12 protein-coding genes and 3 pseudogenes are annotated in these 17945 nt (G+C 42.3%); 1 reads left to right on the top strand and 14 read right to left on the bottom strand.

Going from position 1 to position 17945, the window contains the following annotated elements:
- Positions 1 to 102 precede the first annotated feature (102 nt).
- From HT728_RS06875 to HT728_RS06815, 13 genes and pseudogenes are all read right to left on the bottom strand, one after another.
- Positions 103 to 546, bottom strand: a pseudogene (locus tag HT728_RS06875) (hypothetical protein); the annotation flags it as partial.
- Positions 547 to 551: 5 nt separating this feature from the next.
- Positions 552 to 1004: pseudogene (locus tag HT728_RS06870) on the bottom strand (hypothetical protein); the annotation flags it as partial.
- Positions 1005 to 2003, bottom strand: a complete 999-nt coding sequence (locus HT728_RS06865; protein ID WP_112445053.1) for an Rpn family recombination-promoting nuclease/putative transposase — start codon at positions 2001 to 2003, stop codon at positions 1005 to 1007.
- Between the two features lie 658 nt (positions 2004 to 2661).
- Positions 2662 to 3546, bottom strand: coding sequence for a PucR family transcriptional regulator (locus tag HT728_RS06860; RefSeq protein ID WP_173234469.1), 885 nt, complete (start codon positions 3544 to 3546; stop codon positions 2662 to 2664).
- 3 nt (positions 3547 to 3549) lie between these two features.
- On the bottom strand, positions 3550 to 3936 hold the full coding sequence (locus HT728_RS06855) for a Mini-ribonuclease 3 (RefSeq protein WP_164226396.1): 387 nt from the start codon (positions 3934 to 3936) through the stop codon (positions 3550 to 3552).
- The gene (cysS, locus tag HT728_RS06850) at positions 3929 to 5272 is read right to left on the bottom strand and encodes a cysteine--tRNA ligase (RefSeq protein WP_164226397.1); all 1344 of its coding nucleotides are present in this window, start codon (positions 5270 to 5272) and stop codon (positions 3929 to 3931) included. The genes HT728_RS06855 and cysS overlap by 8 nt, the downstream gene beginning before the upstream one ends.
- Before the next feature lie 81 nt (positions 5273 to 5353).
- Positions 5354 to 6238 carry a GNAT family N-acetyltransferase gene (locus HT728_RS06845; protein ID WP_164226398.1) on the bottom strand — a complete coding sequence of 295 codons (885 nt, stop codon included), beginning with the start codon at positions 6236 to 6238 and terminating at the stop codon, positions 5354 to 5356.
- Positions 6239 to 6249: 11 nt separating this feature from the next.
- Complete coding sequence (cysE, locus tag HT728_RS06840) at positions 6250 to 6867, bottom strand: serine O-acetyltransferase (RefSeq protein WP_164226399.1); 618 nt, start codon at positions 6865 to 6867, stop codon at positions 6250 to 6252.
- 15 nt (positions 6868 to 6882) lie between these two features.
- A complete protein-coding gene (pnp, locus tag HT728_RS06835) occupies positions 6883 to 9096 on the bottom strand; it encodes a polyribonucleotide nucleotidyltransferase (protein ID WP_120769868.1) in 2214 nt (737 codons plus the stop codon).
- A gap of 840 nt (positions 9097 to 9936) precedes the next feature.
- On the bottom strand, positions 9937 to 10803 hold the full coding sequence (gene metF / locus HT728_RS06830) for a methylenetetrahydrofolate reductase [NAD(P)H] (protein ID WP_000089966.1): 867 nt from the start codon (positions 10801 to 10803) through the stop codon (positions 9937 to 9939).
- A 63-nt stretch (positions 10804 to 10866) separates the two neighbouring features.
- Positions 10867 to 13116, bottom strand: coding sequence for a 5-methyltetrahydropteroyltriglutamate--homocysteine S-methyltransferase (gene metE, locus HT728_RS06825; RefSeq protein ID WP_164226400.1), 2250 nt, complete (start codon positions 13114 to 13116; stop codon positions 10867 to 10869).
- 367 nt (positions 13117 to 13483) lie between these two features.
- Positions 13484 to 13777 carry a helix-turn-helix transcriptional regulator gene (locus HT728_RS06820; RefSeq protein ID WP_112445038.1) on the bottom strand — a complete coding sequence of 98 codons (294 nt, stop codon included), beginning with the start codon at positions 13775 to 13777 and terminating at the stop codon, positions 13484 to 13486.
- 48 nt (positions 13778 to 13825) lie between these two features.
- Positions 13826 to 14311 (bottom strand): annotated as a pseudogene (locus tag HT728_RS06815) (helix-turn-helix domain-containing protein); the annotation flags it as partial.
- Between the two features lie 155 nt (positions 14312 to 14466).
- On the opposite strand from HT728_RS06815, the gene HT728_RS06810 reads away from it, so the two are divergent.
- Positions 14467 to 15468, top strand: coding sequence for an endonuclease/exonuclease/phosphatase family protein (locus HT728_RS06810; protein WP_164226401.1), 1002 nt, complete (start codon positions 14467 to 14469; stop codon positions 15466 to 15468).
- Positions 15469 to 15535: 67 nt separating this feature from the next.
- Here the strand turns inward: HT728_RS06810 and pheT are convergent, their stop codons facing one another.
- Positions 15536 to 17941 (bottom strand): phenylalanine--tRNA ligase subunit beta, encoded by a 2406-nt coding sequence (gene pheT / locus HT728_RS06805; RefSeq protein WP_173234467.1) that lies wholly within the window; start codon positions 17939 to 17941, stop codon positions 15536 to 15538.
- Positions 17942 to 17945: the final 4 nt, after the last annotated feature.

The following is a 17945-nucleotide window of genomic DNA, read 5'->3' as shown; positions in this document are numbered from 1 at the left end:
ATAAAATCAGCAGAACCATTCTGCTGAAAATCGTGAAATATAATGTAAGTTTCCTAGCACTCTGATAAGATTTTAAGAGAAAAGCTAGATACATCCCCTAACTTACAAAAGCGCCTCAAACTCAGCGACGGTCATCCCCAACTGCTTACTGGCAACTTCAGATATTAGAAGACCTTGACGGACCATATCCAGAAAGGCAAAGAGTTTTCCTTCTTCCCTTCCTTCAGCTTTCCCGCGCTCCAGTCCCTGTTCAACTCCCTCAGCTCGTCCACGCTCTAAACCCTCTGCGCGACCACGTTCAAGACCTCTCTCTAAACCCTTTTCTTCAGCTTGTTCCAAGGCATAGTCCTGTGCTAACAAGGCTTGTTCTTCACGCATACGTAGTTGACTAAACATCTTCCTGTCCTCCTCGGACCAGCTCTTGTAGTCCAGCAGTTGGTCTGCCTGGCTGATGGCTCGCTCGGGTTCCTGAGTAAAGGGCTTATTACCAAAAAACTCCAACCACGGCTTGCGAACGCTATCCTTGCTGGTTTCTCTGTATTTTTTAGTTCTTATTTATGATGCTCTTTCAATAGTGCCTCAAACTCAGCCACGGTCATGCCTGATTGCTCACTCGCAACCTCAGGTGTTAGAAGACCTTGACGAACCATATCCAGAAAGGCAAAAAGTTTTCCTTCTTCCCTTCCTTCAACTTTCCCGCGCTCCAATCCCTGTTCAACTCCCTCAGCTCGTCCACGTTCTAAACCCTCTGCACGACCACGTTCCAACCCTTTTTCCTCAGCTTGTTCCAAGGCATAGTCATGCGCTAACAAGGCTTGTTCTTCGCGTCTGCGTTGTTCACTAAACATTCTCCTGTCCTCCTCGGACCAGCTCTTGTAGTCCAGCAGTTGGTCTGCCTGGCTGATGGCTCGCTCGGGGTGCTGGGTAAAGGGTTTATTCCCGAAAAACTCCAACCACGGCTTGCGAATGCTATCTTTGCTGGTTTCTCTGTATTTTTTTAGTTCTTATTTATGATGGTCTTTTAATAATTCTTCAAACTCAGAGACAGTCATTCCCAACTGCTGGCTGGCAACCTCAGGTGTCAGAAGACCTTGACGAACCAGATTTAGTAGCATAGACAAACTTCCTTCAACTTTCCCACGTTCAAGTCCTTGTTCTAAACCTTTTTCGATACCTTGTTCAATCCCCTCAGCTCGACCACGCTCTAAACCCTCTGCCCGACCACGTTCAAGACCACGTTCTAAGCCCTTTTCCTCCGCTTGTTCCAAGGCATAGTCCTGCGCTAACAAGGCTTGTTCTTCACGCATACGTAGTTGGCTAAACATTTTCCTGTCCTCCTCGGACCAGCTTTTGTAGTCCAGCAGTTGATCTGCTTGGCTGATGGCTCGCTCGGGGTGCTGGGTAAAGGGTTTGTTACCGAAAAACTCCAACCACGGTTTGCGAATGCTATCTTTGCTGGTTTCTCTGTATTTTTTTAATTCCAAGAATGCCATCTTAACCAGATGGTTTTCTTGTCCATTATTGGTGATGGTTAAGACCTCACCTGTCGTGTCCTCTCGCATACTGAAACTGTGGAAAGCCAAATCATCTGAGAAATAATTGCTGTCCACAATTGCGATAGCATAAACTGGTGCAATGTGTTTATAACTCTGGTGAGTATTTCCTTCTCGCTGACGAATTTTTTCTAGGTTTTGATTGACCTGACTACACAGGTAAGCCCACAGGCGATTGATAAAAAAATTCTGATGATGAACTTGAATTTCAATGATTACTTGGGTCCCATTATCTAGTTCAGCTAAAACATCTATACTGGTATAAAAATCCTGCGCTGAGTAAGGCAGGGAAGGCAAGACGTGAATATTGCTTCCCTCTAAAATCGTCACATTTTTAGCTGGTAAGTCCAGCATATCGCGAATAAATTGACAAGTGATTTCTGGATTACTAAAGATTTTCTTAGCAACCAAATCGTTGGTTGGGCTGATGCCCGGATGTCTTAGAATCATCCTTTTCCTCCTTCTATTATAGCACATTTTTTAATCTAGGTTTGCTAGATTCACTGCTACTATCTATTTATTCGGAAAAGAAAGGAGAAAGTTAAAAATTTTTAGACTTCACAGGTTGAAATTTACATAAAAAAGCAGCTGATTCTTTTTTTGATTCTACCATATTTCTAGCGATTACTCCTATAAATAGGATACATCCCAGTTTCTAGTAGAAAAGGACTCTGAAAAGCAAACAAAACCCAGTATTAGGAAGAGTTAAATCTTATCTGAAAATGACTAGCTCTCAAGCTATAGTTTTGTGTCTAAATATAAGTATCACTAGGAAAAACTCCATAAGTAAACACACCAAAATTGGATGTTCCTACTATGCGAAAACCTCTTCAAACTACGTCAACTTTGCCTTACCTAGAGCTTCAAAAGGACGTTTTGAGTCATCTGCTGGTAGATTTATTCATTGATTTTCAATCTTCTAATACTAAACAAAAATCAAACAACTATAGTGAAATAACATAAATTTTACATGAATAGATTAGGAAAATCAAAGCAAGTTCTAGGAATGTTTTAGCAGTCACAGTGTACTTTCCCAGCATCAATCCACTATAACTCTGCACATAAAAATGGAGAAGATGGCAATCCTCTTCTCCAAATATTAACTTCTTTACAAACCAACTATAGTTGACAAAGAACCTAAAATCAATTGATAACACAAGGTCAGGTCGGTCAACTCTTTCAACTGAAGCCCTGTCAACTCTTCCCATTTATCAATCTTGTATTGGAGAGAATTGCGGTGCAGATAGAGTTTCTGGGCTGTTTTAGTGAGAACAGCACTATTTTCCCAAAGAGAGAGGATGATTTCCTGAATCTGATCTTGATCCAAAATCATCTGGTGTAGACATTCCTTGATTACTCTCAAGTCCACGAGTCTTTCTCCCATACTCCAAAGATAGAGCTGAGAAAAAGTATGAACACCTTGATGACCCTGACGCCACCAAGTCTTAAATAAATCCCGCTCCGCTTTAATCAAGTCTGATAGGGCTTGATGCCCCGTCTGAGACCAAACCTGTCCTAACATGATAGATAGACGCAGTCCAAAGTCATACTCAACCGCTTCAATCGTATCACTTAAAATAGCTCGTACAGAGGTGTATTTGTCTTGTTGAAGCACGAAAACATAATCCTGAGCTCCAACCTGAATCACCGTCTGACAGTTAGGAAAAAGGGTCCGCATCATATCCAGCCAAGAAGCTAGATTTTCCTGTTGAAAATAGGAAAGATGGCAATAAACCAACTGAATCTTTTTAAAAGTTTGTGGTGCCTGTCCCTTCCCCTCAATCAGATAAGAATACCAAGGATTGAGCGAACGAGCCTGCTCCTGCTGGGTCAAAAGAGCAACCAACTGCTTTTCACGCTCACTGAGCCCAGCTTCCTCCAGCAAAATCCACTGCTGAGAAGCTAAAGGGAGCGTGAGATAGCCCTCTCTCTTTACTGGCTGGTCTGAAATCTGAGCTTCAGGAAACCAGTCTTGTAGTTCTTTTGCCATCATGTCCTATCCCTCCACTTTTTGGATGCACCAAGAAATTAAGGTTTCGAGGCGCTCCATATTTTCAGTCATATGAAGATAGCCTATCACGGCTTCAAAACCTGTGGACATACGGTAAGTCACCACATCAGCATTTTTAGCTTTGGTGTGACTATTGGTATTGCGACCACGTTTGTAGATTTCTTCTTCTTTTCCCGTTAGGACTTGCTCCTCCAACATGAGGGAAATCAGGCGAGCCTGAGCCTTGGCTGAGACATACTTGGTCGCTTCTTGGTGGAGTTTATTGGGTTTGGTCATTCCTTTGAGGATGAGGTGACGGCGAATATACATAGAATACACCGCATCCCCCTCAAAAGCTAACGCAATCCCGTTAATGAGATTGACATCAATCACGTGTCCACCTCACTCCATCTTTGGTGTCAAGGAGCTTAATCCCTTGAGCAGCCAATTGGTCACGGATCTGGTCTGCTGTCGCAAAGTCACGATTAGCACGCGCTTCTTGACGTTTTTGAATCAAGGCTTCAATCTCTGCATCCAAAACTTCCTCAATAAAGACAATTCCAAAGACCTCTAACATAGCCGCAAGAGCTTCCTTAACACTTGCATCATAGTTACCTGAGTTAATCCATTTGGCCATTTCAAAGACTACTGTAATACCATTAGCAGAGTTGAAATCCTCATCCATAACCGCTACAAACTTATCTTTAAAGGTTTGTAACTCTTGGGCGTCCACATTTCCTGTAAATGGTTGCTCATAAGTGTTCTTCAGATACTTGAGATTAGTCTCTGCATCATGCACTGCCTTTTCTGTAAAGTTGATTGGTTTACGGTAGTGCTGGGTCGCAAAGAAGAAACGAAGTACTTGCCCATCAAGAGTTTTAAGAGCATCATGGACTGTGATAAAGTTGCCCAAGGACTTAGACATCTTGACATTGTCAATATTGACAAAGCCATTGTGCATCCAGTAGTTAGCAAAAGTCTTGCCTGTTTTAGCTTCAGATTGGGCAATTTCATTGGTGTGGTGAGGAAACTCTAGGTCAGCTCCACCACCGTGAATATCAATAGTATCGCCCAAAATCTCTGTTGACATAACCGAACACTCGATATGCCAGCCCGGACGACCAGGTCCCCAAGGACTGTCCCAAGAAATCTCGCCTGGTTTGGCAGATTTCCATAGGGCAAAGTCTACAGGATTTTCCTTGCGAGCTGTTTCTTCATCGGTACGACCTGAAGCACCCAGCTCCAAGTCTTCCAAGGTCTTATTAGCCAATTTGGCATAGTTGTGAGATTTTTCCACACGGAAATAGACATCTCCTTGACTCTCGTAGGCAAAGCCTTTTTCAATCAAATCTTCCACAAAGCGGATGATGTCAGCCATAAACTCCACCACACGCGGATGGCGGGTCGCAGGTTTGACGCCCAAGGCTGTCACATCCTCACGAAAGGCAGTGATGTACTTGTCCGCAACCTCCTGAGGCGTGATGCCCTCTTCCTTGGCACGGTTGATAATCTTATCATCTACATCTGTAAAATTGGAAATATAGGCAACCTCATACCCACGGTACTCAAAATAGCGACGAACCGTATCAAAAGCCACTGTTGAGCGGGCATTCCCCACGTGGATATAGTTGTACACAGTTGGCCCACAAACATACATCTTGACCTTACCGTCCTCAATCGGGACAAATTCTCGCAAATCACGAGACATGGTGTCATAGATTTTAATCATAAATCATAGTCAGGAAATCCAAAATCCAAGAACAATTAGTTTCATTACTAAGAGTTCAATTGAATTTCAGTCCGAATGTCTCTACACTTCGGAATCCCTTGCTCCTTTCTCATTCAGATAAACCACCTGAGTCTGTTTGACAAAGCCAATTTTTTCATACAAGCGCTTGGCACCTACGTTGCTATCCTCTACTGCAATCTGAAATTCCTTGTCATTTTGCTCAATTAGTTGGTTAACGATGGATTTTGCTAAGTAGCTTCCATAGCCTTTTCCATGTTCAGGTTCAGATATTGCTAAACCGTAGAAGTAATTCGTATCGCTCGATAAATCAACCGTGCAAGTCCCAATAACCTGACCGTCTTTTAATAAAATATATAAGCGACTTTCTGGATCTTTCAGAGCTTCAGAGACATATCTATCCACAACTTCTCTCGATTCATGTTCCTCTGAAAATGCCTGAAATTTTAACTGACTAATTTGATCCTGATACGAACTATCTGCTAACAAAACTTCAAGATGGGAAATGGTTGCTAACGGATAAGGTTTTCTATCCTTACCTAACCAAGTTTCTGTATCCTCGTCCTCGACCAATCCCCAGTTGCTGACAAAATCAGGATGGCGATCTAGAAAAACACGCTCTGTCTGAAAAGTAACTGAATGAATCGGAAAAGAGGCTGTTTCTCTCTCAAAACTAGTAAACAATGCACGCGCAATTCCCTGACAGCGACGATCTGGATGAACCAGTATCGTCACTTCTACATCTTGGTCATCAGCATAGACAGTTAAGAGACCAACAAGTTCGCCTTTTTCATAATAAAGGAAAAAGGCGGGCATGTTTGGGTCAAAATTAAGCATGTTAGAGAGATAGGGATCACGATAGGTACCGTCATAGTTTTGGCAACAGTTAATTAGTTTTTTCGCCTCAGATAACTCCTCTTGGCTTAACTTGTTTCTTGCTTGAATCATATAGGTATCCTCTACAAACCAGACGATCTGTGACTTGCTTCTTTAGCCTGCTCGAGTTTATTGACATAATACTCTCGTTTTTCTTCGACTTCGTGAATAACAGGCTCATCTTTCTTACCATGAAGACGGACAATCTTGGCCGGAATACCGACAACCGTCACATCACTAGGTACATCTGCTACGACAACTGCTGCAGCACCGACCTTGGCATTTTCACCGATTTCCACTGGTCCGATAACTTGGGCATGTGCTGATATAAGGGCACCCTGACGAACGGTCGGATGGCGTTTGCCACAGTCTTTTCCTGTCCCACCAAGAGTTACTCCGTGGTAAAGCATAACACCTTTTTCAACAATCGCTGTCTCTCCAATCACCAGACCAGAACCATGGTCGATAAAGACACCTGAATCGATCTGAGCTCCTGGATGAATCTCAATCTGAGTCCAAAAGCGCCAAAACTGACTATGCATACGAGCTAAGAGCTTAAAGCCATGCTTCCAGAGAAAATGCGAGAGACGGTGGGCCGCCAAGGCCTTGACACCTGGATAAGTCAGCAAAACCTCCAAAGTGGTGCGGGCCGCTGGATCATTTTCTTTTACGATATCAATGGTTTCGCGCCACCATCCCATACATTTCTCCTTTTCTTATTCTGAATCTTTTGGTGTTTCTGTAAATTCTTTCTTAGGTTTGTGATCCTTGTGATGACGTGGGCGGTGAGGACGCTCTGATTTTTCACCTTTTTCATCACGTTCAGGTTTTGGAGGACGAGGAAGAAGGGCTTTCATAGAAGCATCCACACGTCCTTTTTCATCAATCTTGATAACCTTAACATCAACTTCATCCCCGATTGCTACCAAGTCTTCGACATTATTGGTACGCGTCCAAGCCATCTCAGAGATATGAACAAGGGCATCTGTCTTATCAAAGAGGTTAACAAAGGCACCAAATTTCTCGATACGAACGACTTTAGCACGGTAAACTTCATCTACTTTGGCTTCACGGACCAAACCAGCAATAATTTCTTTAGCACGGTTAATAGCATCTTGGTCGCTAGAGTAGATAGACACATTTCCTTCTTCGTCGATATCAATCTTAACGCCTGTTTCAGCGATAATCTTGTCGATGGTTTCTCCACCCTTACCGATGACAATCTTGATCTTGTCCACATCAATCTTGATGGTATCAATTTTCGGAGCAGTTGGAGCCAATTCTGGACGAACTTCTGGAATGGTTGCTTCAATCACATCAAGGATTTCAAAACGCGCTTTCTTGGCTTGGGCAAGAGCTTCCGTCAAAATTTCTGCAGTGATCCCTTGGATCTTGATGTCCATTTGAAGGGCTGTAATCCCATCACGAGTACCAGCAACCTTAAAGTCCATGTCTCCAAAGTGATCTTCCAAACCTTGGATATCTGTCAATACTGTGTAGTTATTTCCATCTGAGATAAGTCCCATGGCAATCCCTGCTACTGGTGCCTTGATTGGCACACCACCAGCCATAAGGGCAAGAGTTCCCGCACAGATAGAAGCTTGAGATGAAGAACCATTTGATTCCAAAACTTCTGCTACTAGACGGATAGCGTATGGGAATTCTTCCAAGCTTGGCAAGACTTGAGCAAGGGCACGCTCACCAAGAGCACCGTGACCGATTTCACGACGACCAGGTGCACCGTAGCGTCCAGTTTCCCCTACAGAGTATTGAGGGAAGTTATAGTGGTGCATAAAGCGTTTCTTGTACTCAGGGTCCAAACCATCAATGATTTGAGTTTCACCCATTGGGGCCAAGGTCAAGACTGAAAGAGCCTGAGTTTGTCCACGAGTGAAGAGACCAGAACCGTGTACACGAGGAAGGAAGTCAACAACCGCATCCAAAGGACGGATTTCATCGACCTTACGACCGTCAGGACGAACCTTGTCTTCTGTGATCAAACGGCGCACTTCAGCGTGTTCCATTTGTTCCAAGATTTCAGCCACATCACGCATGATACGGTCAAATTCTTCATGGTCCGCATATTTTTCTTCGTAAACAGCAGTTACTTGGTCTTTGACTGCTTGAGTTGCAGCTTCACGAGCCAATTTTTCTTCTACTTGGACAGCTTTTTGGAGGTCGCTGTTGTAGGCTGCGATAATTTCAGCTTGCAAGTCAGCGTCCACATGAAGCAATTCTACTTCTGCTTTTTCCTTACCGACAGCTGCAACGATTTCTTCTTGGAAGGCAATCAATTCTTTGACTGCTTCGTGCCCTTTAAGGAGAGCTTCCAACATGATTTCTTCTGACAATTCTTTAGCACCAGACTCTACCATGTTGATGGCGTGTTTGGTACCAGCTACTGTCAATTCAAGAAGCGATTGCTCTGCTTGTTCTTGACTTGGGTTGATAATGATTTGGCCATCTACATATCCTACTTGTACCCCAGCGATTGGGCCGTCAAATGGAATATCTGAAATGGAAAGTGCCAAGGATGAACCAAACATAGCTGCCATAGGTGCAGAAGCATTTTCATCATAAGAAAGCACGGTGTTGATGACCTGTACTTCATTACGGAAACCTTCCGCAAACATTGGACGGATTGGACGGTCAATCAAACGCGCTGTCAAAGTCGCATCTGTTGAAGGACGTCCCTCACGTTTCATAAAGCCACCAGGAAACTTCCCAGCCGCATACATTTTTTCTTCGTAGTTGACTTGAAGAGGGAAGAAATCCCCAGTTGCCATTTTCTTAGACATAACGGCAGCAGTCAAGACAGTTGACTCACCGTAACGCACAACAACTGCGCCATTTGCTTGCTTAGCAACCTGACCAGTCTCTACAATTAACTCACGACCCGCAAAAGTCGTTTGAAACACTTGTTTTGTCATTTTAATCCCCTTTGGATTGATGAAATTATACGCCTTGCCTACAAAGATCAAGATACTAAGGGCGTGAAGAATCCCGTATGAAAATAGGAGATTGACGCAGTGTGCGATGCGCACCAAGAAATCTATCTTTTTCACTAGGGATTTAGCCCGTGTTCAATTACTCAAGATACTAAGCCGTTAAGCAACTCAAAGGAAAATAGGAAATCGAACGACGGAGCGAATGCTCCTAGGTAGATTTATCTTTTTCCACAGAGTTGTAGGCGTGTTCAGTTACTCAATATATTTTGGACGGTTCGGCTTGCCGAATATTTCTGTAGAAAAATAGGAAGGTGACGCCGCACTCGATGAGTGCTAGTAAGCTTATCTTTTTTCCTAAGAAATGAGGCCAAAATTCAATTAAGTATCTTTTTGATATTTCCCTGAAATAGTGCGGACGGGAGGTAAAATTATCCAGTGGATGATTTTAGAAATCCAATGGAATTTCAATGGTAATTTTTAATTACTTCGCCTTCTCATTTCTATGCTCAGGCTAAAATAGTTTCCCGAACTATTTTACTCTCAAAAATCCCGTCTTAGATAATAATATTGTTATCATCTAAGATACCACGATAGCGTGAAATATCTTTTAAATACTCACTCTGTTCGTGTTTTTTGAGACACACATTATTAGATTTTGTTTAAAAAATAATCAACTTTAAACAAACTTCTACAACCTAAATACCCTCATCTTTGTATCAAGTACGTACAGAGTCTATTTTATCATATTTTTCTTAAAAAGTGCGGTCTTTACCATTAAAAAGGAACCATTCCCCTCACCTGAGAAGAATGGTTTACTTTTTATTATCCTAGAGACTGGTGATTAAACAAGGCATGGGTTGCTTGATGAATGTATTTTGCTGTATCCGCATTGTTCATTGTGTAGAGATGCACACCTGCAACATCCTGAGTTACCAAGTCCACGATTTGGTCCACTGCATAGGCAAGTCCTGCTGCTCTGAGCGACTCAGGGTCATGCTCATACTTGTCTAAGATAGCTTTAAATTTGCGTGGAAGATGGATATTCTCACAAGTCTTCAAGAGACGGAGAGCCTGATTTCGATTCAAAATTGGCATAATCCCTGCATGAATGGGAACATCAATCCCAGCCAAGATGCACTTGTCTTGGAAATCATAGAAGCGCTCATTATCAAAGAAAAGCTGAGTTACGAGGCTCGAACAGCCTGCATCCACTTTCTTCTTAAGATTTTGAATATCTGAAATCTGATTTGGCGAATCTGGATGCCCTTCTGGATAGCAAGCTCCGACAATATCAAAGTGAGGGGCTTGTTCCTTGATGAACTCAATTAAGTCAGTTGCGTAGCGAAAATCCTTTTGCGGCTCTACATCAGGGATAATATCCCCACGAAGAGCCAATATTTTCTGTACCCCAACCTTGTCCAAGTCGGCAATGGTTTCAGCAACCTTGTCCTTAGTCAAATAGATAGCTGGCAAGTGAGCAATAGTCGGAATCGCCAAGTCATTTTGGATAAAGTCAGCCAAACGAACCGTCGTTTCCTTGATATTAAATTTATTATTGCTGGCAGTCACACTGATAAAGTGGGGAGCCAACTCCTGCATATCTTGAAGAGCAGAAATAATGTTATCATTACCCACAGCTGGGTTTGGAGGGAACACTTCAAATGAGAGTGACGGTGTTTGGCGTGACATATGTAATAACCTTTTCTAGTTGATTTCTTTTTGAACAACCATTGTATGGAGAGAAATCTAATCTTACAATTTCTCACGCGCAGCTTTAGCTGCTTCAACAAGGCGGATCAAGCTTTCTTTTGTTTCTGGAATACCGCGTGTTTTCAAACCACAGTCAGGGTTGATCCAAACTTTCTTGCTTGGCACTTTAGCAAGGATGGCTTCGATTGTGTGGTCGATTTCGCCTTCATTTGGCACACGAGGTGAGTGGATATCGTAAACCCCAGGTCCTACTTCTGTTTGGAAGTTTTTCGCTTTGAGTTCGTCCAAGATTTCAAGGTTTGAACGGCTAGCTTCAAAGGAAATAACGTCTGCATCCATGTTATCGATAGCTGGGATGATATCTGTAAATTCTGAGTAACACATGTGAGTGTGAATTTGTGTATCTGGCGCTACTGTTGAGTGTACCAAGCGGAAGGCAGGAATTGCCCAGTCAAGGTAGTCTTCATACCAGTCGCTACGACGGAGTGGCAATTTTTCACGAAGAGCAGCCTCATCGATTTGGATGATTTTCACACCAGCAGCTTCAAGGTCAAGCACTTCATCCTTGATAGCAAGGGCGATTTGAAGAGTAGAATCCTTGATAGAGATGTCTTCACGTGGGAATGACCAGTTGAGGATGGTAACAGGTCCAGTCAACATACCTTTAACAGGTTTGTTTGTACGGCTTTGTGCATAGCTAGACCATTTAACAGTGATAGGGTTAAGACGAGTGACATCACCCCAGATGATTGGTGGTTTCACCCCACGCATACCGTATGATTGTACCCAACCATTTTTAGAGAAGAGGTAACCTGACAAGTTTTGGCCGAAGTACTCAACCATGTCATTACGCTCAAATTCACCGTGAACAAGGACATCAAAGTCGATATCTTCTTGCCATTTGATCCATTCGTCAATTGTTTCAGCAAGGAAAGCATCGTACTCTTCTTGAGACAATTCACCTTTACGGTAAGCCAAACGTTTGGCACGAACTTCCTTAGTTTGAGGGAATGAACCGATCGTTGTTGTTGGAAGAGCTGGAAGCTTTAGAGTTTCTTCTTGGATGGCTTCACGTTCTGCAAAGGCTGGCAAACGAGTGTAGTCTGCGTCTGTCAAGCCAGCGATACGCGCACGAAGTTCCGCATTTTCACCCACACGCTCAGTCGCAAAGAGTTCTTTGTTAGCTGCAAGTGCTTCTTCACCTTGACCATTGCGGATAGCATCCAAATCACGGATCTCATCCAATTTTTCAACCGCAAAGGCAAAGTGGTTCAAGATTGCTGGTTCAAATTCTTCATTAGCTGTTGTAAATGGCACATGAAGAAGTGAGCATGAGCTTGTCAAGACAATATTTTCAGCTGGGATTTGCTCAAGAATAGCCAAGCTCTTTTCGTAGTTGTTACGCCAGATGTTTTTACCATTGACAATACCTGCGTAGAGAGTCTTGTCAGCTGGGAAACCACCTTTGACCAATTCAAGAGTTTTCTTACCTTCAACGAAATCGAGACCGATAGCATCTACTGGCAAATTTACAAGGTCAGCGTAAACGTCACGAACATCACCGAAGTAAGTTTGAAGCAAGACTTCAAGACCTTTTTTGTCAGCCAAGAGTTTGTTGTAGAGGTTCAAGAAGAGAGTTTTTTCTTCGGCTGTCAAGTCTTTGACAAGAGCAGCTTCATCCAATTGGATGCGAGTTGCACCAAGTTCAGCCAATTTTGCAAAAACTTCTTGATAAGCAGCCACTAAGCTGTCTACGAAGTCTTCTGCTTTCACGCCTTCTTCAAAGTCTGACAATTGAAGGAAAGTGAATGGACCTACAAGAACTGGGCGAGTGTTCAATCCGAGTTCTTTTGCTTCTTGGAACTCATCAAAGATTTTGTGACCTGCAAGTTTGACTTGAGTGTCTTTTTCAAATTTAGGAACGATGTAGTGGTAGTTGGTGTTGAACCATTTCTTCATTGGAAGGGCGCGAACGTCCCCTTTTTCTCCTTGGTAACCACGACCCAAAGCGAAGTAGCGCTCAAGGTCAGACAAGTCCAAGTTTTGAACTGAAGCAGGTACCACGTTGAAAAGGAAAGCTGCATCTAGGAAGTTGTCATAGTGAGAAAAGTCATTTGATGGAATTTCAGTGATGCCTTTTTCTTTGACAATGTTCCAGTGTTTAGCACGCAAGTCTTTTGCGGCTGCCAAGAGTTCTTCTTCTGAGATTTCTTTTCTAAAGTATTTTTCAGTTGTAAATTTTAATTCGCGGAATTCTCCCAAACGAGGGAAACCGATGATTGTAGTTGACATGATGTGTCCTCCAAAATTTGTTGTTGAAACTATCTTAACAGAAAAGAAATCATCTGTATAATTGTAAAAAATTAGGCTTTGATATAGTTTGAAACTATATCTTCGTTTTAGACAAAAGAAAAAGACTTGAAACAAATGCCTCAAATCCTTTGTGTAGCTTGTTTTTTAACTATATTTCCGTTAGACTGGCCAAACGCGTTATTAGTAATTCTTATAAGTGACTATGACTTGTTATTAGAAAAGACTATAATACTCTTCGAAAATCAAATTCAAACCGCGTCAACGTCGCCTTGCCGTACTCAAGTACAGCCTGCGGCTAGTTTCCTAGTTTGCTCTTTGATTTTCATTGAGTATGAGTCTACTCTAATCAACTCTTTTCCTGTTCGAGGGGGACGACTGCTAGTGTCTTTCCTAAACTGGCTAAAACTTTCAAGACTGTATCCAACTGAGGACTTGTCTTGCCTGTTTCCATCCTAGCTATGACAGGCTGGCTTACTCCACTGAATTCTTCCAGCTTTTTCTGGCTGATTCCTTGGTCATGCCTAGCCTCAATCAGCTCACTCATGATAGCCACTCGCATATCACTTTCAAGAATTTCCTCCTTTGTAAAGAGTTGAGATCGGACATCCTTCCAGTTACTCCCAATAGCACTATTCTCCATCACTTAGCCCTCTTTCTTTTACGTCTATGTATAATGAGCGAATTATGATTCGATAGATTGACCAGCGGGTTTAAAGTTGGAACTAGCTTGTTTCTTAAGCGCTTTTCCTTTTCTAGGATAGAGCAGATCCTGTTTTGATAATCCTAATTTTCCATGATGAATCCAATAGTAAATGGTTGAAATTCCCACGTTAACGCCCTTAGCCATCACCATCATTTCAGGCGAAAATTTTTGGTTATGATAGTGGAGAATCTTTTCCTTTAGTTCCTTGGTCAAGCTTGATTTCTTGACCGAGCGCTTGCGATTATTTTCATAAAATTGTTGAGCGTAGTCGGCAGAGTAAAGCTCTTTACCCCCCTTTCCCAAGACATTTTCGGACTGTCCCACGCTTGATTTCAGTATGGATGTTTGAGGAGCTTTTCCAAATAGAGAGGCAATTTCTCTATTTGATTTTCCTTCTTTTTTCCATCGTTCGATTAAGCAACGACTATCGATTGTCAAATGTTTGCCTTTTGTAGTATAATTGTCTTGCATTTCTGTGCCTTTTAATCATTTCAATCTTAAATTGGACTTTTTTTACTTGGGTTGTACTTAATCTATGAGGAAGACAAGAAAAAGAATATCAATCAAGTAAAGTCACAAAATCACATTAGCTCCGAGCAACCATTGCAAATTGAGGTACTCATACAATGATTAAAACATTTCTTTCTGCCCTTTCTGTCATTCTCTTCGCTATCCCTATCATAGCTTATTCTTTTTTCCCATCTTCTAATCTTAATATTTGGCTATCTACCAGACCTATCTTGGCACAGATTTATGCCTTCCCCTTAGCTACTGCAACTATGGCTTCTATTTTAAGTTTCGTATTTTTTTCCCTATCTTTTTACAAGAAAAATAAACAAATACGGTTTTACTCTGGCATTTTGCTCTTATTATCGCTCATATTACTATTATTCGGAACAGATAAAACCCTTTCTTCCACATCAAATAAGACTAAAACCTTAAAATTAGTAACTTGGAACGTCGCTAATCAAATAGAAGCACAACATATTGAGCGAATTTTTAGCCATTTTGATGCTGATATGGCTATATTCCCTGAACTAGCTACCAATATCAGAGGTGAGCAAGAAAACCAGAGAATCAAACTATTGTTTCATCAAGTTGGACTTTCTATAGCCAACTATGATATTTTTACTTCTCCACCTACTGACAGTGGAATAGCTCCTGTGACTGTGATTGTCAAGAAAAGTTATGGTTTCTATACAGAAGCTAAAACTTTCCATACAACACGGTTCGGGACAATTGTATTACATTCGAGAAAACAAAATATACCAGATATCATTGCTTTGCATACTGCTCCTCCTCTGCCAGGTTTAATGGAAATCTGGAAGCAAGACTTAAACATCATTCATAATCAATTGGCTTCAAAATATCCAAAGGCTATTATTGCAGGTGATTTTAATGCAACTATGCGTCATGGAGCACTTGCAAAAATAAGCTCTCATAGGGACGCATTAAATGCACTTCCACCTTTTGAAAGAGGAACTTGGAATAGCCAAAGTCCAAAACTTTTTAATGCAACAATAGATCATATTTTATTGCCTAAAAACCACTACTATGTTAAAAATTTAGACATTGTAAGTTTTCAAAACTCTGATCATAGATGTATTTTTACAGAAATCACATTTTAATTATTTTATATAAAATCACCCCTCTAGTGTTCATGAACTAGAGGGGGAATTTGTATCCTACTATCGTTTAACGCACTTCTGCATTGACTTTTTCTTCGAGAGACGCTTGGATTTTTTCCATGTAGCGTGCGACTTCTTCGTCCGTTAAGCTATCTTCTGGATTTTGGAAAGTCAAGCTATAAGCCATTGACTTCATACCAAGTCCCAATTTTTCGCCTGAGAAGACGTCAAAGAGTTTGATATCTGTCAAACGTTTTACGCCGGCAGCTTGGATTGCATCCACAACTTCTTGGTGAGTCACTTCTGCCTTGAGGAGAAGGGCAACGTCACGGCTGACTGCTGGGAATTTCGTGATTTCTACAAATGGAGCAGCAGGTTGAAGGGCAGCTTCGATGGCTGAAAGGTTGAGCTCAGCTACATACGTTTCTGGAATATCGTAAGCCTTAGCGGTGACTGGATGCACTTGGCCAAGGAAACCAAGAACTTGGTCACCGAGTGAAATGACTGCTGTACGACCTGGATGAAGGCTAGCGATTTCAGATGTTACTGTATAGGTCACTTCTAGTCCCAAACGAGCAAATAGCGCTTCTAGGATTCCCTTAGCATAGAAGAAATCAACTGGAACTGCTGCTGTTTGGAAATCTTTTTCAGCAACCAAGCCTGTCAAGGCAAAGGCAAAGCTGTTGATTTCATTTGGAAGTTCTTCTTTTGGATTACCTGTTTGTTCAAAGACTTTTCCAATCTCGTAAAGGGCCAAGTTTTTGTTCTTACGAGCTACGTTATAAGCCACCGTATCAAGGATACCAGAAATCATATTTTGACGGAGGACAGAACGGTCCACTGTCATTGGCCACATAAGTTCTGTAAGGTTACTTGGTTGAGCCGTAAACTCAACTGCTTTTTCAGGAGTTGTTAGAGCATAGGTGATAATTTCTGTCAAACCTGCCCCTTCAGCAATGGTACGAACTTGACGTCGAAGTTTTTGTGTCGCTGTCAATTCACCAGCTGTCCCATCGTCTTTTGGAAGACTGGTTGGCAAGCGGTCATAACCATAGATACGAGCGATTTCTTCAAAGAGGTCTGCCTCGATAGTGATATCCCAACGACGACGTGGGACTCTGACTGTAAAGCTATCTGCATTTCCAGAAAGGCCAAATCCAAGACGACGGAAGACATCTTCTACATCCGCGTAAGAAAGTTCTGTACCAAGGACACGGTTAACATCAGCAAGCGTTGAAGAAACTTCCACATCAGAGGTATCAAGTTCACCTGCTGAAACGATGCCTTTACGCACCGTCGCACCTGCAAGTTCTGCAATCATACTAGCCGCTGCATCAAGGGCTTCATTGACTGTTGCCACATTGATGCCTTTTTCAAAGCGAGAAGAGGACTCAGAACGAAGGTTGAGGCGACCGCTGGTCTTACGAATTGATTTACCATTGAAGACTGCAGCTTCAAGGACAACACGACTAGATTTTTCAGAGATTTCTGTTGCTTGACCACCCATGACACCTGCAAGAGCAACTGGCTTGTCTGCGACAGTGATGACTAGGTCATTCACGTCCAAATCACGTTCTTCACCATCTAAAGTCACCAATTTTTCACCAGCACGCGCTTCACGCACACGGATGTCATTTCCTTCAAAGGTATCCAAGTCAAAGGCGTGCATTGGTTGACCAAAGTAGAGCAAGATGTAGTTTGTCACGTCCACTACGTTATTGATGGGACGGATACCTTCGTTCATGAGGATATTTTGCAACCATTGTGGACTTGGTGCGATAGTCACATTGTCCAAGATACGAGCTGCATAGTAAAGCGCCTTGTCTGTCTCAATGCCCACAGAAAGAGCATCTGCTGCAGCTTGGTCAGTTTCTGAAAGAGTAAATTCTTTAAAGTTGACTGCCTTGTCATAGATGGCTGCCACTTCGTGAGCCACCCCACGCATAGAAAGGGCATCTGCACGGTTTGGTGTGATAGAAAGTTCGATGATTTCATCATCCAAGTCTAGATATGAGAAGACTTCCTCACCTGGAACGGCATTTTCTGGCAAGATTTGGATGCCATCTGCGAATTCCTTAGGTACAACTGAGTCAGAAATTCCCAATTCACCAAGTGAACAGATCATCCCAAGTGACTCAAGACCGCGGATTTTTCCTTTTTTGATTTTGTAATTGTCAGCGATACGAGCTCCCGGAAGTGCCACCATAACCTTGATACCTGCACGCACATTCGGGGCACCACAGACGATTTGACGGGCTTCTTCTTCGCCAACGTTAACCTGACAAACATGGAGGTGAGTTTCTGGCACATCTTCGCAAGACAAGACCTCACCGACGACAATTTTTGAGAGACCAGCAGCAGGTGATTCGACACCTTCTACCTCGATCCCTGTAGTTGACATTTTTTCAGCCAACTCTTGTGATGGAACATCAATGTCCACCAATTCTTTTAACCATTTATAAGATACAAGCATAATT

The organism is Streptococcus sp. 544 (assembly GCF_013277385.1).
Taxonomy (GTDB): domain Bacteria; phylum Bacillota; class Bacilli; order Lactobacillales; family Streptococcaceae; genus Streptococcus; species Streptococcus mitis_BA.
The sequence above is the reverse complement of the archived record's forward strand: the minus strand, read 5'-3'. Positions and strand labels throughout refer to the sequence as shown.

Coding starts and splice junctions, on each gene's coding strand:
- HT728_RS06865 (WP_112445053.1), bottom strand. CDS start 2,003: ATGATTCTAAGACATCCGGGCATCAGCCCAACCAACGATTTGGTTGCT.
- HT728_RS06860 (WP_173234469.1), bottom strand. CDS start 3,546: ATGATGGCAAAAGAACTACAAGACTGGTTTCCTGAAGCTCAGATTTCA.
- cysS (WP_164226397.1), bottom strand. CDS start 5,272: ATGATTAAAATCTATGACACCATGTCTCGTGATTTGCGAGAATTTGTC.
- HT728_RS06845 (WP_164226398.1), bottom strand. CDS start 6,238: ATGATTCAAGCAAGAAACAAGTTAAGCCAAGAGGAGTTATCTGAGGCG.
- cysE (WP_164226399.1), bottom strand. CDS start 6,867: ATGGGATGGTGGCGCGAAACCATTGATATCGTAAAAGAAAATGATCCA.
- pnp (WP_120769868.1), bottom strand. CDS start 9,096: ATGACAAAACAAGTGTTTCAAACGACTTTTGCGGGTCGTGAGTTAATT.
- metF (WP_000089966.1), bottom strand. CDS start 10,803: ATGTCACGCCAAACACCGTCACTCTCATTTGAAGTGTTCCCTCCAAAC.
- metE (WP_164226400.1), bottom strand. CDS start 13,116: ATGTCAACTACAATCATCGGTTTCCCTCGTTTGGGAGAATTCCGCGAA.
- HT728_RS06820 (WP_112445038.1), bottom strand. CDS start 13,777: ATGGAGAATAGTGCTATTGGGAGTAACTGGAAGGATGTCCGATCTCAA.
- HT728_RS06810 (WP_164226401.1), top strand. CDS start 14,467: ATGATTAAAACATTTCTTTCTGCCCTTTCTGTCATTCTCTTCGCTATC.
- pheT (WP_173234467.1), bottom strand. CDS start 17,941: ATGCTTGTATCTTATAAATGGTTAAAAGAATTGGTGGACATTGATGTT.